The following is a 13,961-nucleotide window of genomic DNA, read 5'->3' on the forward strand; positions in this document are numbered from 1 at the left end:
GTGCCACCCCGGCCAGCCGTCTTCACTGCGGTAGGGGCGCGAACGCCGCGGCTCGACGCCGCGGCGTTCGCGACGGGCCGGGCGTCCTTCTCGACGGACATCGGCCTGCCCGGCATGCTCCACTGCCGGCTGCTCTACGCCGAGCAGGCCCCCGCCCGCATCACCGGGGTGGATCTCTCGGAGACGCTCCGGCTGCCGGGCGTCGAGGCCGTGATCACCGCCGCGGACGTGCCGTCGATGCCGCCGGCCGGCACCAGCATCTCGTCCCGGCATCTCTTCGCGCGGGGCGACGCGCGGTGCATCGGCGATGTCATCGCCGCGGTTGCGGCGGTCGACGTCGAGACGGCGCAGCGGGCGACCGAGCTGATCCGCGTCCGCTACGAGGCGCAGCCGGCGGTGTACACGCTCGACGCCGCGCTCGCGCCCGGGGCGCCGCCGGTGCATCCCGGCAAGGCCGGCTACCCGGTCGCGTCGTGGATGCGCAAATGGTTCGTGGACGCGGTGGGCAACGAGGCGACTCACTTCCGGCTGGTCAAAGGGGACGTCGGCGGCGCGCGGGCACGCTCGCACGTGGTCGTCCGGGACCGCTTCCGCACGCAGCGGATCGAGCACTTTTCCATGGAGCCGCACGCCGGGGTCGCGGAGTACGATCAAGCTACCGGCCGCGTCACGGTCTGGTGCTCCACCGGGAAGCCGTTCCGAACCCAGTTGCAGTTGGCCGAGCTCCTTCAGGTGCCGCTGAACCGCGTCAACGTCGTGTTCGTCCCGACCGGCGGCGATTTCGGCGGCAAAGGCGAGGTCACCGTCGAGCCGTACTGCGCCCTGCTGGCCATGCGGACCGGGCGTCCGGTCAAGTGCGTGTACACGCGCGAAGAAGAGTTCTTCGCGGCGACCTGCAAGACGCCGTTCGACATCGACCTCGCGCTGGGGTTCGATCGGGACGGCCTGCTGCAGTTCGCGGACGGCGAGTTGTGGCTCGACACCGGCGCCTACAACTCGATGCCGGCGATGATCTCCGTCTATGCCGCGATTCACCTCGAGGGCCCGTACGCGGTGCCGAATCTCAACATCCAGTCGCGCTGCGCGTTCACGCACAACACCATGAGCGGGTCGTTCCGGGGATTCGGCAATCCGCAGGTCTCCTTCGCGCGGGAGAGCCTCCTCGATGAAGGGGCGGCGCGGCTCGGCCTCGATCCGCTCGAGGTCCGGCTTCGCAACGCCTGGCGGCCGGGCTGGACGAACTGCACCGGCCAGGTCCTGGACCCGGCGAAGCACAGCGTGCACGTCCGCGAGGTGATCGCGGCGGCCGGGGAGGCGAGCGACTTTCGAACGCGGTGGCGCGCGCTGCGGGAGGCGCGTCGCGGCGCGGCATCCACCGCGCCGCGCCGGGGACTCGGTGTCGCCGCCGCCCACCACGGACTCGGCGGTCCGGCGCTCCACGGCACGGACACGGGTGCCGCGCTTCTGAAGGCCAATCCCGACGGCACCGTCACGCTGATCACCGGGGCCGCCGACGTCGGGCAGGGCATCGACACGGCCCTCAGCCAGGTTGTCGCGGAGGCGCTCGGGTTGCCCCGCGACGCCATCGCGATCGCGCCGAAGACGACCGACGGTGTGCCCCAGGACCTGGGTGCCTCGGCCAGCCGCACGACGTACTTCGTCGGCAACGCCGTTCGGGCCGCGTCGCTTGATTTGCGGCAGAAACTGACCGCCGTCGCGGCCGAGATGCTGGAGGCCGACCCCCAGGATCTCGAGTGCGCCGGCGGCAAGGTCTTCGTCCGCGGCACGCCCGCGAGGGCGCTCGCGTTCGCGGAGGTCGTCCACTACTCGATGCGCCGCCGCGGCGAGCAGCCGTTCGGCCAGGGGGTCCATCAGGGCCGAACGACGGAGCTGGATGAGCGCGGCCAGGGCAACGCCAACAACACGTTCGAGTACTCGTGCCAGGTCGCCGAGGTGGAAGTCGATCCGGGCACCGGGGAAGTCCGCGTTCTGCGCCTCCTCAACGCGCAGGACGTCGGCCGCGCGCTCAACCCGCTGATCGTCGAGGGGCAGATGGAGGGCGGGATGGTGATGGGCCTCGGGTTCGCGCTCCTCGAGGAAGTGGTGTGCGAAGAGGGGCGGGTGCTGAATCCGTTTGCCTTCGATTACCGGACCCCGCGTGCCGGCGACCTGCCGGAGCTGCGGACCGTATTGCTCGAGCACCGCGATCCGGTCGGCCCCTACGGCGCGAAGGGAGTCGGGGAGATCTGCATGAACCCGACCGCCGCGGCAATCGCGAACGCGGTCGCGGACGCGATCGGGATCCGCATCACCTCGCTGCCGATTACGCCGGAGAAGGTCCTCGCGGCCCTCCGCGCCGCCGGCCGCCGCGGTCCCGCGGAAGGAGACTAGTCATGGTGCAGTTTCCGCTGTCGTCGCTCGTCGGCGCTGAAGCGGTGGTGCTGTTTCGGGAGGAACTCCTCCTGTGCAATCTGCGGTCTTCGGAGAAAGTGCTGATCGTTTCCGACGCCTCGACCAACCCGCACTACGTCGCCGCCTGTTTCGGGGCGGTGCTCGAGATCGGCGCCGAGGTCGCGCAGGTCGTCGTGCCGTACGTCGAAGGCACGCCCGAGATGACGGCGCGCCGCCGCGTGGAGAAGCGGGTCCCCTACGAGCACATCATCGATCTGATGAAACGGATGGACTTCGTCGCCGATCTCACGTCGATCGGTTTTCTCCACTCCGAGCGGCAGATCGAGATGCTCTCCCAGGGGACGCGCATGCTCCGCGTTCGGGAGCCGATCGAGGTATTGCAGCGGTTGTTCCCGACGCGTGAGATCAAGGCGCGGGTCGAAGCCGGCGCCCGCGTTCTGGGCGCGAGCCGCCGTCTGCGCGTGACGACGCCCGCGGGTACCGATCTCTCCGTCGATCGCGGCGACCGCCCCGTCTTCATGCAGTACGGCTTCGCGGATCTGCCGGGCCGCTGGGACCACTGGCCGACGGCGCAGGTGGTCCTCGCGCCGGCCGAAGATACCGCAGCCGGAACGCTGGTGCTCACGCCGGGCGACATCATCGGCCACCGGTACGCCGGCAGTCCCGTGCGGCTGACGGTCGAGCACGGCCGCATCACCGGGATGGAGGGCGGCGGGTTTGACGTGGTGCTGCTGCGCGACCATTTCGCCCGAGGCCGGGAGAGCGACGCGGACCGCATCTCGCACATCGGCTGGGGCTGCGATCCGCGGGCGCGCTACGACGCCCTGGACCGGTACGCGCACTACCATACCCGCGGCGCCGAGGTGCGCGGCGTGTACGGTGCGGTGACGCTGGCTTTCGGGTCCAACGCCGACCTCGGCGGCGGCAACCGCACGCCGCTCCACCTCGACCTGGGGTTCCGGGGCGCGCGGTTTCTGCTCGACGACCGGCCGGTCCTGGAGCGCGAGGCGTTCCTCATCCCGGAGCTGCGGTGAGGACGGGGCTCCTGCTCGCGCGATGGGGGCGCGTCACGTTGAGCGGCGCGGCCGGCATCGTGCTGTGGCAGTGGTTCGCCATCTACGTGGTGCGGAATCCGCTCTTTCTCCCGACGCCGTCCTCCGTGCTCGCCGCGACGATCCAGGTCATCGGCAGCGGCGAGCTGCTCGATAACATCAAAGTCAGCTTGACGTATTTCTCGGTGGGATCCTCGCTCGGCTTCGCCGGCGGCGTGCTGCTCGGCGTGCTGTTGGGCGCGAGCCCGCGGACCGCGGAATACGTCGATCCCTGGGTCTCCGCGGCCTACACCGCGCCGCTCGTCGCGCTCACGCCGCTCCTGATCATCTGGTTCGGCATCGGCCTGTGGTCGAAGACCATCATCATTGCGCTGGTTGTGATTTTCCCGGTGACGATCGGCACGGTGGCGGGCATCCGGTCTACCGACCGGTCGCTGCTGGAGGTGGCAACCAGCATGGGCGCCGGCCGGCTGGACACGCTGCGCAAAGTGATGGTGCCGTGGGCGCTTTCGTTCATCCTGTCGGGTGCGCGGATCGGCGTCGGGCGCGGGGTGATCGGCATCTTCGTCGCGGAGCTGTTCGGCGGCGCCAGCAAAGGCGTCGGGCTGATGATCACCAACGCGGCGTCTGTCTTCAACACACCGCTCCTGTTCGTCGGCATCATCGTGCTGGCTGTGATGGGCGTGGCCGTGACGAGCGTGCTGCGGTATCTGGAACGGAGGATGGCGCCGTGGCGTACGCAGTCGGTCGTGTAGCGGCGTCGACCGAACTCAGCGTCGAGCGGCTCGCGGTCTCGTTCGAGCGGACCGGCGCGCCGCCGCTGCTCGTCCTCGACCATGTGAGCTTCGACGTCCAGGAGGGGCAGTTCGTCGCGCTCGTCGGTCCGAGCGGCTGCGGCAAGACGACAGTGCTGCGCTGCATGGCCGGTCTGCAGCGGCCGGGCGAGGGCCGCATCACCATCGGCGGCCGCCCGCTCACGGGGGTCGACCGCCGAGTGGCGATGGTGTTCCAGAGCGATTCGCTGTTTCCGTGGCGCACGGTGCAGGCGAACGTCGCCTTCGGGCTGGAGGTGCGCCGGGTGCCGCGGGCGCGGTCCGGCGAAACCGTCCAGGAACTCGTGGATCTCGTCGGCCTGAGCGGATTCGAGCGCGCCTACCCGCATCAGCTGTCCGGCGGGATGCGTCAGCGCGTGAACCTCGCGCGCGCCCTCGCGGTGGATCCCGAGGTCCTGCTGATGGACGAACCGTTCAGCGCGCTCGACATGCTGACGCGCGAGCTGATGCAGGCGGAACTGCAACGCATTTGGCTCCGCCGGAAGAAGACGGTGCTCTTCGTGACGCACCAGATCGAAGAGGCGGTGTTTCTCGCGGATCGCGTGCTCCTGATGTCGCGCCGGCCCGGCCGCCTGCGCGCGGACGTGGCCGTGCCGCTCACGCGGCCGAGGGAGGCCCACGACCGGCACACGCCGGAGTTCCACGCGCTCGTCGATGATCTGGCCGAGGCGCTCAGCGCGGAGCTGAGCCCCTCCGACGCCGCCCGGTAGGCACCCGCGGAGCGGCGGGCGCCTCTGCCTAGCGCGTGATCGGCAGTTTCGCCTCGATCTTCATGTAGTCGTCGGACACCGCCTCCGTCTTGATGTCCGGAATCTTTGCCGGCTTCTCGCCGTCGTCGTAGAGGCCCACGGCGTTCGGGTGCGTTCCGCCGAGATAGACCGGCGCGAATACTTCGAGGATCGTGCACGGCTTGTCCGACGTGATCCAGCCCCAATGCACCGCGTTGCGCGGAATGCGGTAGTAGTCGCCCGCCTTCACCAGGAAAAACGTGTCCTCGACAAAGACCCAGATCTCTCCGTCGATCACGTAGTTCATCTGCTCGGTGTCGTGCTTGTGGGGGTGCGAGTGATACCCTCCGGGGCGCGTCGCGAGCATGAGGCAGCTTTCGGCGCCGTACACCATCTGGGTCGACATGTGCGTGTACTGCGTCCTCACCGTATCGTCGGCAATGTCCTCGCGACGGACGTATAACGGCATCGCTCACACCTCCGGGGATTTGGTATCGCGGCACGCGGCCGGCTGTCCGCCGATGCCCCGTTCGTAGCTTCCATGGTTGGGCGGACGATTCCCTGCGCCCGGTGCGGCCCGCGTGGTATGGTGGGCCCATGCGTTTCGAAAAGGAGATCGCCGTCGCCCGGTCGCCCGAGCAGGTGTGGCAATTTCTGTGGGACGTCGAGCGGGTGGCGCGGTGCCTGCCCGGCTGCCGCGACGCGCGGACGCTCGTGCCGCACGAGCGCTACGCCGCCGTCGTGGCGGAGCGCATCGGACCGTTCAGCGTGACGTTCCCGATGGAAATTCAGATTCTCGAGGTCGAGGAGGGACGGCGCCTGCGGGCCCAGGCGGGCGGCCGCGACAGCGCGATGGGAAGTTCGCTCCGGGTGACGCTCGACCTCGCCGTCGAGCCGCGGGATGGCGGCAGCGTGCTCCGCCTGGCCTCGGACGCCGCGGTCCTGGGCAGGCTCGGCACGCTGGGGCAGGGCATGATTCAGCGAAAGGCGGACCAGATCATGGAACAGTTTGCCGACGCCCTGAGGCGGGCGCTGGAGATCCCGGTCTAGAGGTCGGGGCACCGAGCCGCGTGAGGCTCATCGATGGGAGTGCAGCACTTCGAACATCCGGCGCACGTCGTCGAGCGTGTTGGTCTCCGCGGCCGGTTTGTCGTCGCGGACGCGAACGATCCGCGGAAAGCGCAGCGCGAACCCCGAGTCGTGACGGTCGCTCCGCGTGATCGCATCGAAGGCGACTTCGAGCACCACCCCCGGTTCGACCGTCCGCATGAACCCGAGGTCCTCGCGCGTGTGCGCGAGAAACCAGGCGGTCAGTTCCTTAATCTCTTTGTCCGTGAGGCCCGAATACGCTTTGCCGATCGTCGCCAGCCGGTCCGCGTCCCGGACCGCAAACGTGTAGTCGGAGAGCACGCCGGCGCGCCTTCCGTGCCCGTACTCCGCCGCGACCACGACGACGTCGAGCGTGCCGACGCCGGGTTTCCATTTCGTCCAGAGCCGTCCGCGCCGGCCGGGCTGGTAGGGCGCGTCCGGCCGCTTCATCACGATGCCCTCGTTGCCGGCCGCCCGCGCGGCGGCGAAGCGCCGCTCCAGGTCCTTCGGGGTCCGCGCCTCCTCGGCGGTGCTGAGCCGGACCGGCGACGGAAGGTCGAGCGCTTCGAGCGCCGCTCCGCCAGCGGCAGACCGAGCAGGTCCCGGCCGTCGAGGTGCACCACGTCGAAGGCCACGAGCACGACCGGAATCTCGGCGACCAGCGCTCCCGGGCGTCGGCGCTGCAGCCGCTGCTGCAGCCGTCCAAACGCGAGCGCGCGGCCGTCCTTCCAGGCGACGATCTCGCCGTCGACGATGTACGCGCCGGCGCGCGCGGCGAGCGCCGGCGGGAGCTCCGGAAACGCCGCCGTCACATTGTCGAGCGTCCGCGAGAGGATCACCACCCCCTCGCCCGTGCGATGCGCCTGGACGCGGATGCCGTCGTACTTGTCCTCGACCCACAGGACGGGCGTGCGGTCGTCGAAGGCGTCGGCGGGCGTCTCCAGCGGGCTCGCCAGCATGAAGCGGAACGGGCGGCCGGGGACGAGCGAGGCGCCGTCCAGCGTTCCGGCGCGGGCGCGCACCGCGACCTCCCCCGGTTCGGCGATCAACAGCGCCGCCTGCCGCACCGCCGCGGGGTCGCGCGCGAAGGCCGTGGCGATCGCGGGCAGCAGCAGCCCTTCGCGCAGGCCGACCCGCATGTCCGAAGTCATGATCTTGATGAGGTATGCCGTTTCTCGCGGGGCGGTGCCGCCGAGGAGGTCCCGCAGCGCCGCGGCTTTGGCGCGCCGCGACGCCCGGCCCTGGGCCGCGGCGATCGCCGCGAACTCTTCCTCGACGTGCGCAAGCGTGAGCGGCCGCGCGAACAGGCCGGCCGGCGGCGGGTACCGTGCGAGCAGCGCGGCCGCGGCGTCCCCGAGATCGCCGTGGGCACGGTAGGTCGCGCCCATCTCCGCGTCCGGCGCGCGCGTCAACTCTTGGAGCACCGCGCCGATCGCGGCCCACCCCAGGCCGAGGCGGCGGCCGTCGCCCGGCGCGAACGGCCGGCCCGCGAGAAACGTGCAGGCGCGGCCGAGGTCCTCGTCCGAGAGCGTCGTGAGGTACCCGGCCAGCCGGGCGACCTTCGCCGAGATCGAGGCGGTGACGCGAATCTCGTCCAGCACGGCGGCGAGATCCTGGAACCGCGCCTCGTCGCGGCCGTGGTCCACGCGGTCTAGACCTTTGCCAGTACCGTCTTCTTGATGTCTCGAATGCGCGCTTCGTCTCGCTTGTAGAACGTCCAGCGTTTGATCCGCTTGGCCCGGACGAGTCCCGTTTGAGTGAGAATCTGCATGTGCCGGCTCACCGTCGGCTGGCTGATCCCGAGCTTCCGGGCGATGAGCAGGCCGCAGACCCCGTCCCGAATCAGGTCGCCGTCCGCCTGCGGCGGAAAGTGTGCCGTGGGATCCTTCAGCCACTCCAGGATGCGCAACCGACGCTCGTTGGCGAGGGCCCGGATCGCCGCCTCGGTGGACATATTGTAACTTTGCTAATTATCTAATAGTATGTCAAGTGCCATGGCGGAGTGTGCGGATCGCATCACCCGGGAACGGATCGCGGCCACTTATTCGGTCATCAAACCGTACATCCGGCGTACCCCCGTCCTCGAGGTGGACGGCGCGGATTTCGGTTTGGGCCGGTTTCCGACCCTCTTGAAGCTCGAGCTCTTTCAGCACTCCGGCTCGTTCAAGGCGCGCGGGGCCTTCGCGAACCTGCTCGGCCGGACGGTGCCGCGCGCCGGCGTCGTCGCGGCGTCGGGCGGCAACCACGGGGCGGCGGTCGCGTACGCCGCGATGAAGACCGGTGTTCCGGCGAAGATCTTCGTGCCGGCGATCTCGTCGCAGGCGAAGATCGACCGGATCCGCGGTTACGGCGCCGATCTCGTCGTCGGCGGCGACCGGTACGCGGACGCCCTCGAGGCGAGCGAGGCGTGGGCCGCGTCGAGCGGCGCGCTGCCGGTCCATGCTTTCGACCAGGTCGAGACCCTGCTCGGGCAGGGCACGATCGGGCTCGAACTGGCGGAGCAGGGGGCGGCCGTCGACACCCTCCTCGTCGCCGTCGGCGGCGGCGGGCTGATCGGCGGCATCGCGGCGTGGTTTGGCGGGGGCGTCTGCGTCGTCGGCGTCGAGCCGGAGGCTTCCCCGACCCTGTATCGCGCGCTCGCGGCCGGTCGTCCCGTGGACGCCGAGGCGGGTGGACTCGCCGCGGACTCGCTTGCGCCGCGCCGGGTCGGGGAGTTGATGTATCCGATCGCGCAGCGCTACGTGAGCCGGGTCGTACTGGTCACGGACGAGGCGATCCGGCACGCGCAGCAGGCGCTGTGGAACGCCGCGCGGGTCGCGGCGGAGCCGGGCGGCGCCGCGGCACTGGCCGCGCTGCTGTCCGGCCGCTATCAGCCCGAGCCGGGTGCGCGCGTCGGCGTGCTCGTCAGCGGCGGCAATACCACCGCCGTAGACTTCACCCGGTAGACGGGTCCAAGCCCACGGCTGCCCGGCGGGCGGACGCCCGCCGCCTACCGCCGCCGTTCGTACGAGACGATGTTTTCCCACTCGGAGGCGTCGGACCGCGCGACGACGGCCACGACAGGCTCCGTGTCGCTGAGGTTGCGCACTTCGTGGGGGATCCCCGGCTCGATGAAAATGAAGTCGCCCGCCTCGTTGTCGATGCTCAGCGAACAGTTCGGCCCGTACTCATGCCGGACGCGGCCCCGCAGGATGTAGAGCATTACCTCGAACCCGACGTGGATGTGGGCGTAGGCCACGCCCCCGGGCGGGATCGTCGCGACGTTCATCGAGAGGTGCTTGGCCCCGACGTTCTTCGCGGACAACCCCGTCTTGTAGCGGATGTTGTTCCAGCTGCGGTGGAGGGTGCTACCGCGTACGGTCAGAATGCCGCCGCTCCCGTCTATGTCGTGCGTCAGATTGTCCGGTGAAGACGCCATCTCGCTTCCTCCCACGGCGCCTTGGGCCGGCCGCACGATTGGGACGGGCGGTCAACGAGGCGTCTCCCCCTTACGGGGACGAGCCGGCGATATGCGCCGGCGTCGCCGTCTTTATTGTAGGGCAACGCGGTGCACAAAAGCGTGGGGGCCCGGTGCGGTCCTCCGTTCGGGATTGCGCGCGAGTGGTGCAGCCGGGGGCATGCTCATCGGCCGACCATGCCCCCGGCCGGTGGTGCGGGTCGCCCCTAGACGGTGTGCCGGAAGATGTCCGCGCGGCCGTGGCGCGAGAGCCCGGCCGCCGGGAAGATGACGGTCAGACAGTCGGCCGGCCACGCCGTCGCGGTGCCCGCGAGGATACCGGCGACGCCGCGGAGCCGACGAAGATTGCTCAAGTTCGTCCCTTTCCGCGGGAGCCGCCACCGATGTCCGACGGGCGAACCCGCCATCCGATATAATGCCGAGCCGCCGGATGCGGTAGACTCGCGAACCCGAAAGAGTACACCGCCGGCCGCCGCTCAATCGAGCACGTCTGCAAAGGATCGCCGAGACGGTGCGCCGAACCTGCCGCTCGGCCGATGACCGCGCGTCCACCGCAGGCGCCGTCCCTGGAGGGCCAGTCGAGCCCGGGTCTCGGCGGCCCCATCGTCCCGTTTCCATCCGCCCGGCCGCGCGACGGCCGAGACGGCGCCGATGCCGCGGCGCAGAGTCAGATTTTCCGGCAGACCGGTGCCGGGCGGACGCCGACGATCGTCATCGCGGGCTTCCTGCCCGACGCCACAGAGTCGATCGAGTATCAGCGGGACCTCGTCGCGCGTTACGGCGACATCTACTACGTCAACTATCCGCGCAACCGGTTTTGCACCCGGGCGCTCTTCGCGCAGGTCGGCGGGCTCATCAGGCACCTCAACGCGCGCGGCGAGTACCCCGTCCTCTTCAGCATCTGCTTCGGCGCGGGGCTGGTGGTGAAGTTGCTGTGCGAGCGGGGGGCGCAGCCGGCGCACGCCGGGCCCCAGCTCCAGCTCGCCGGCGTCGTCATGGTCAGCCCGATACTCTGCGCCGCGGACATGGTCCGTCTGGACGCCGCGGCGGCCGGCGCCGCGCCGCTGCGGGAACGGGCCGCGCGGACGTTCTTCCTCGGCGGCCACCACGGCGATCTCGAGCGCGAAGTGGCCCGCACGCGGCGCGCCTTCGGCAGCCTCTTCCGCCGCGAGCGCGCGACGCGGCTGCTCAACGACCGCAATGCGGCGATCATCGCCCGGGTACTCGCCGCCGTGCACGAGATCAGCGTGACCGGCTATTACGAACGGGCGCTGGCGCTGCGGGCTCTGAGCTGGCCGTCTGCCCGCACGCCGATTTTCCGCGGGCCGGCGCTCGTGCTGTTCGCGGAAGACGAGGACGGCGTATTCGTGCCGACCTCACCCACGCTCGCGGCGCTGCGCACGCCGTCGGTCGCCGCGCGGTTCTTTCCCCGCGGCGCGGTGCACGAGGTCGCGTCGTCCGATGCCGGCGATCCGGTGGTGCACGGCTCGATCGTCGTGCACCACCGCTACTTCAATCCGTTCATCACCGCCTGGTACGACCGGCTGGCCGGCACGGCGGCCGTGTAGGGGGGCGCCGCCTACTCGTACTTCAGCGCGTCCACCGGCTGTACGGCCACCGCGCGGGCTGCGGGGTACAGGCTGCCGGCGATCCCGAGCACGAGCGTCACGGCGGCGGCCTCCAGCAGCAGGCGCGGACCGATCTCCGGCTGGACGATGCCGCGCAGCATCGGCGTCTGCGCGAGCCACCGAAGCCCTGCGGCGCCCAGGACGACGCCGGCCGCGCTGCCGGCGAGCGTAAGGGCGAGCCCTTCGAGCACGACCATCGCGAGCACGCGCCCGGGACTCCAGCCGAGCGCGGACAGCACGCCGAACTCGCGGATGCGCTCCGTGACGGACATAAGCAGGGTGTTCAATACCGTGAACAGCCCGATCGCGAGCGCGATGATGGAGATGCCCCACGCCATCGCGCGGATCAGGCGCAGGATGTCGTTGCTGTCGGCCACCGAGCGCGTTTCCGTGAAGGTAAGACCGGGGAACGCGGCGGCGAGCCGCGCCCGCACCGCGTCGACCTGCTCAGGATCCCCGGGCTGCGCCAGCCGCAGGTCGATGACCGTTGCCTTGCCCGGCCGATTGAGGAGCCGCTGCAGCGTCGGCAGCGGGATGATGACCATGTTGTTGTTGATCACGCCGCTCGGACGAAAGACCGCGGTCACGGCGAGCCGCGTCCCGAGGAGATCGAGGCTGCCGCCCGGCTCGAGCCGGAGGGCCGCCGCGAGCCCCTGGCCGACCACGGCGCCGTCCGGCCGCGCCGCGGCGGGGAGGCGGCCGGCGCTGAGGCGCAGCGTCTCCCACAGGAAGCTACCCGCCGGCCAGCCGACCACCAGCACCGGCTGGCCCGACGGCAGCATGACCATATCCGCGAGTTCCTCGGTGGCGTCGCGCACGCCCGCGAATTGCGCGAGCCGGGCCGCCAGCGAGTCGTCCACGGACGCCGTCAGAATCTCCACCGTGCCGCGCGGGATCGCGGTCATGTGGACGTCGCGTTCGACCAGGCTCACCGTCCAGGCGTGCTCCATGCCGCGCGAAAATCCCGTCAGGACCACGAACCCGCCGACCGCCAGCGCGACCCCAAACGCGGTCAGGACGGACCGCACGGGCCGGCGGGTCAGGTTGCGTGCGGGAATGCTCAGGAAGCGCACGAGTCGGCGACGATCCGGCCGTCGGCCAGGCGGATGATCCGGCCGGCCCGGGCGGCGACCTCGGTGTTGTGGGTGGCCAGAACCAGACTCGCGCCGTCGCGCCGCCGCAGGTCGGCGAGCAGGTCGAGCACCTCCAGGGAAGCGTGCGAATCGAGGTTGCCCGTCGGTTCGTCGGCGCCTATGAGAATCGGAGTGTTGGCCAGGCTGCGGGCGATCGCGACGCGCTGCCGCTCGCCGCCGGAGAGTTGCGACGGCAGGTGGTCCAGCCGGCCGCCGAGGCCGACGCGGTCCAGCAGGGCGCGCGCGCGCCGCCGCCGCTCGGCCGCGTGCGGCACGACGCCGAACATCGGGATCTCGACGTTCTCGAGCGCGGTCAACGTCGGGAACAGATAGAACGCCTGGAAGACGAAGCCGATCTGCCGCGCCCGTACCCGGGTCCACGCGGCCGGCGAGGGCGGCTCCGCGCCGCGGAACAGCACGCGGCCGGCCGTCGGGCGGTCGAGGCCGCAGAGCAGGTGAAGCAACGTCGACTTCCCGCTCCCGCTCGGACCGACGATCGCGACGAACTCGCCCGGGGCCACACGGAGCGTGACGTCGCGCAGGGCGACCACCCGGCCGCCGTCGTAGCCGCGGCTCACCTGCTCGAGCGCGACGAGCGGCTCGGCCATGGACGGGCCGCTCAGACGAACAGCGGCAGCATCTCGAGGCGGGCCGCCGACTCGCGCACCGCGGCCTCGTCCGGAGGTGCGGCGTATCGCGAGGCGGCGTCGAGCACCTTCGGCAGCAGCGCGACGTCGCCGACGGTGTTGAGGAAGATGCCGGGCCGGGCGAGCACCCAGTGGACCGCGAGGTCGATGTCCCGCTGGTCTTCGACCGGCTGATACCACGTGGTCCGGGTGCGCTCCCGGCCCCACCACGGGCGCCGCGCCACCGACTTGATCGTCTGCACCGCGACGTTGCGGTCGCGGCAGGCCGCGGCGACGCGCTCGAACATCCCGGCGTAGTGCCCGTCCTGCATCATCACGTAATTGTAGGGCAGCAGCACCGAGTCGAAGTCGAACCGCTCGAGGCTGCGCAGGTGCGTGGCCGCGATCTGGGTCCCATGGCCGGTCACCCCGATGAACCGCACGAGGCCTTCGTCGCGCGCCTCCCGGCAGGCGTCGAGCGCGCCGCGCGGGCTGAGCGCGGTGTCCCACTCGATCGGGTCGGCCAGATTGTGCAGCTGGATCAGGTCGATCCGACCGACCCCCATCCGCTCGAGCGACTGGTGGATCTGTCGCTTCGCGGCGTCGTAGGTGCGCGCGCCGGTCTTGGTCGCGAGAAAGAAACGGTCGCGGTGCGTCCGCAGCCACGGCGCGATCCGCAGTTCCGCCTCCCCGTAGCTCGCCGCGACGTCGATGTGATTCACGCCGTAGCGCAGCAGCAGCTCCAGCACCGGATCGGCCTGATCCTGGGTGACCCGGGCGAGCGCCGCCGCCCCGAAGATCGTGCGGGTGCTCTCGTGCCCGGTACGTCCGAACGCCAGCGTTGGGATCACGGCCCGTGGACCTCCCCCTCCATCGTCGTGGAATGACCGTCCGGCCCCTCGGCGTCCACCGTCTACTTAGCCACGCCGTCTACTTAGCGTCGGTCCCGGGCACAATACCGGCGGATGGCGGGAGAAGCGTTCGCCGTGTGACGGCGATCTTC

Annotated in this window: 16 protein-coding genes; 7 read left to right on the forward strand and 9 right to left on the reverse strand. The window is 70.6% G+C overall.

Annotation, left to right across the window (positions count from 1 at the left end):
* From VFL28_07500 to VFL28_07515, 4 genes are read left to right on the forward strand one after another with little or no spacing between them, the layout of a single operon-like run.
* Complete coding sequence (locus tag VFL28_07500; protein HET7264496.1) at window positions 1–2,391, forward strand: xanthine dehydrogenase family protein molybdopterin-binding subunit; 2,391 nt, start codon at window positions 1–3, stop codon at window positions 2,389–2,391.
* 2 nt (window positions 2,392–2,393) lie between these two features.
* Window positions 2,394–3,446, forward strand: a complete 1,053-nt coding sequence (locus tag VFL28_07505; protein ID HET7264497.1) for a hypothetical protein — start codon at window positions 2,394–2,396, stop codon at window positions 3,444–3,446.
* The gene (locus VFL28_07510) at window positions 3,443–4,219 is read left to right on the forward strand and encodes an ABC transporter permease (GenBank protein HET7264498.1); all 777 of its coding nucleotides are present in this window, start codon (window positions 3,443–3,445) and stop codon (window positions 4,217–4,219) included. Before VFL28_07505 ends, VFL28_07510 begins: the two co-directional genes overlap by 4 nt.
* Window positions 4,195–5,007 (forward strand): ABC transporter ATP-binding protein, encoded by an 813-nt coding sequence (locus VFL28_07515; protein ID HET7264499.1) that lies wholly within the window; start codon window positions 4,195–4,197, stop codon window positions 5,005–5,007. Before VFL28_07510 ends, VFL28_07515 begins: the two co-directional genes overlap by 25 nt.
* A gap of 28 nt (window positions 5,008–5,035) precedes the next feature.
* Here VFL28_07515 and VFL28_07520 read toward each other — a convergent pair whose 3' ends face one another.
* On the reverse strand, window positions 5,036–5,494 hold the full coding sequence (locus VFL28_07520; GenBank protein HET7264500.1) for a cupin domain-containing protein: 459 nt from the start codon (window positions 5,492–5,494) through the stop codon (window positions 5,036–5,038).
* Window positions 5,495–5,622: 128 nt separating this feature from the next.
* On the opposite strand from VFL28_07520, the gene VFL28_07525 reads away from it, so the two are divergent.
* Window positions 5,623–6,075, forward strand: a complete 453-nt coding sequence (locus VFL28_07525) for an SRPBCC domain-containing protein (protein ID HET7264501.1) — start codon at window positions 5,623–5,625, stop codon at window positions 6,073–6,075.
* A gap of 27 nt (window positions 6,076–6,102) precedes the next feature.
* Here VFL28_07525 and VFL28_07530 read toward each other — a convergent pair whose 3' ends face one another.
* Genes VFL28_07530 through VFL28_07540 form a run of 3 tightly spaced genes read right to left on the reverse strand, consistent with a single transcriptional unit; the run spans window position 6,103 to window position 8,068 of the window.
* Window positions 6,103–6,615, reverse strand: coding sequence for a hypothetical protein (locus VFL28_07530; protein HET7264502.1), 513 nt, complete (start codon window positions 6,613–6,615; stop codon window positions 6,103–6,105).
* Complete coding sequence (locus VFL28_07535; protein ID HET7264503.1) at window positions 6,564–7,760, reverse strand: hypothetical protein; 1,197 nt, start codon at window positions 7,758–7,760, stop codon at window positions 6,564–6,566. The genes VFL28_07530 and VFL28_07535 overlap by 52 nt, the downstream gene beginning before the upstream one ends.
* Window positions 7,761–7,765: 5 nt before the next feature.
* Window positions 7,766–8,068: a metalloregulator ArsR/SmtB family transcription factor gene (locus VFL28_07540; GenBank protein HET7264504.1), complete on the reverse strand. Its 303-nt coding sequence runs from the start codon at window positions 8,066–8,068 to the stop codon at window positions 7,766–7,768.
* A 40-nt stretch (window positions 8,069–8,108) separates the two neighbouring features.
* On the opposite strand from VFL28_07540, the gene VFL28_07545 reads away from it, so the two are divergent.
* On the forward strand, window positions 8,109–9,059 hold the full coding sequence (locus tag VFL28_07545) for a threonine/serine dehydratase (protein ID HET7264505.1): 951 nt from the start codon (window positions 8,109–8,111) through the stop codon (window positions 9,057–9,059).
* A gap of 44 nt (window positions 9,060–9,103) precedes the next feature.
* Here VFL28_07545 and VFL28_07550 read toward each other — a convergent pair whose 3' ends face one another.
* Together VFL28_07550 and VFL28_07555 are read right to left on the reverse strand one after the other, a co-directional pair.
* Window positions 9,104–9,532, reverse strand: coding sequence for a cupin domain-containing protein (locus VFL28_07550; GenBank protein HET7264506.1), 429 nt, complete (start codon window positions 9,530–9,532; stop codon window positions 9,104–9,106).
* Window positions 9,533–9,777: 245 nt separating this feature from the next.
* Complete coding sequence (locus VFL28_07555; protein HET7264507.1) at window positions 9,778–9,924, reverse strand: hypothetical protein; 147 nt, start codon at window positions 9,922–9,924, stop codon at window positions 9,778–9,780.
* Between the two features lie 183 nt (window positions 9,925–10,107).
* Between VFL28_07555 and VFL28_07560 the strand changes: the two genes are divergently transcribed.
* The gene (locus tag VFL28_07560; GenBank protein ID HET7264508.1) at window positions 10,108–11,139 is read left to right on the forward strand and encodes an alpha/beta hydrolase; all 1,032 of its coding nucleotides are present in this window, start codon (window positions 10,108–10,110) and stop codon (window positions 11,137–11,139) included.
* Between the two features lie 11 nt (window positions 11,140–11,150).
* Here VFL28_07560 and VFL28_07565 read toward each other — a convergent pair whose 3' ends face one another.
* The 3 genes from VFL28_07565 to VFL28_07575 are packed head-to-tail and all read right to left on the reverse strand — an operon-like array spanning window position 11,151 to window position 13,809.
* Entirely contained in the window at window positions 11,151–12,272 is a 1,122-nt protein-coding gene (locus VFL28_07565) for an FtsX-like permease family protein (GenBank protein ID HET7264509.1), read from the reverse strand.
* Entirely contained in the window at window positions 12,260–12,940 is a 681-nt protein-coding gene (locus tag VFL28_07570) for an ABC transporter ATP-binding protein (protein ID HET7264510.1), read from the reverse strand. Before VFL28_07570 ends, VFL28_07565 begins: the two co-directional genes overlap by 13 nt.
* An 11-nt stretch (window positions 12,941–12,951) precedes the next feature.
* Complete coding sequence (locus VFL28_07575) at window positions 12,952–13,809, reverse strand: aldo/keto reductase (GenBank protein ID HET7264511.1); 858 nt, start codon at window positions 13,807–13,809, stop codon at window positions 12,952–12,954.
* Window positions 13,810–13,961: the final 152 nt, after the last annotated feature.

The sequence above is a fragment of the bacterium genome (assembly GCA_035691305.1).
Taxonomy (GTDB): Bacteria; Sysuimicrobiota; Sysuimicrobiia; order Sysuimicrobiales; family Segetimicrobiaceae; genus DASSJF01.

Bases quoted from the DNA above. Each gene is read 5' to 3' on its own strand.
- VFL28_07505 (HET7264497.1), top strand. From the start codon at position 2,394: ATGGTGCAGTTTCCGCTGTCGTCGCTCGTCGGCGCTGAAGCGGTGGTG.
- VFL28_07520 (HET7264500.1), bottom strand. From the start codon at position 5,494: ATGCCGTTATACGTCCGTCGCGAGGACATTGCCGACGATACGGTGAGG.
- VFL28_07525 (HET7264501.1), top strand. From the start codon at position 5,623: ATGCGTTTCGAAAAGGAGATCGCCGTCGCCCGGTCGCCCGAGCAGGTG.
- VFL28_07540 (HET7264504.1), bottom strand. From the start codon at position 8,068: ATGTCCACCGAGGCGGCGATCCGGGCCCTCGCCAACGAGCGTCGGTTG.
- VFL28_07545 (HET7264505.1), top strand. From the start codon at position 8,109: ATGGCGGAGTGTGCGGATCGCATCACCCGGGAACGGATCGCGGCCACT.
- VFL28_07550 (HET7264506.1), bottom strand. From the start codon at position 9,532: ATGGCGTCTTCACCGGACAATCTGACGCACGACATAGACGGGAGCGGC.
- VFL28_07560 (HET7264508.1), top strand. From the start codon at position 10,108: ATGACCGCGCGTCCACCGCAGGCGCCGTCCCTGGAGGGCCAGTCGAGC.
- VFL28_07570 (HET7264510.1), bottom strand. From the start codon at position 12,940: ATGGCCGAGCCGCTCGTCGCGCTCGAGCAGGTGAGCCGCGGCTACGAC.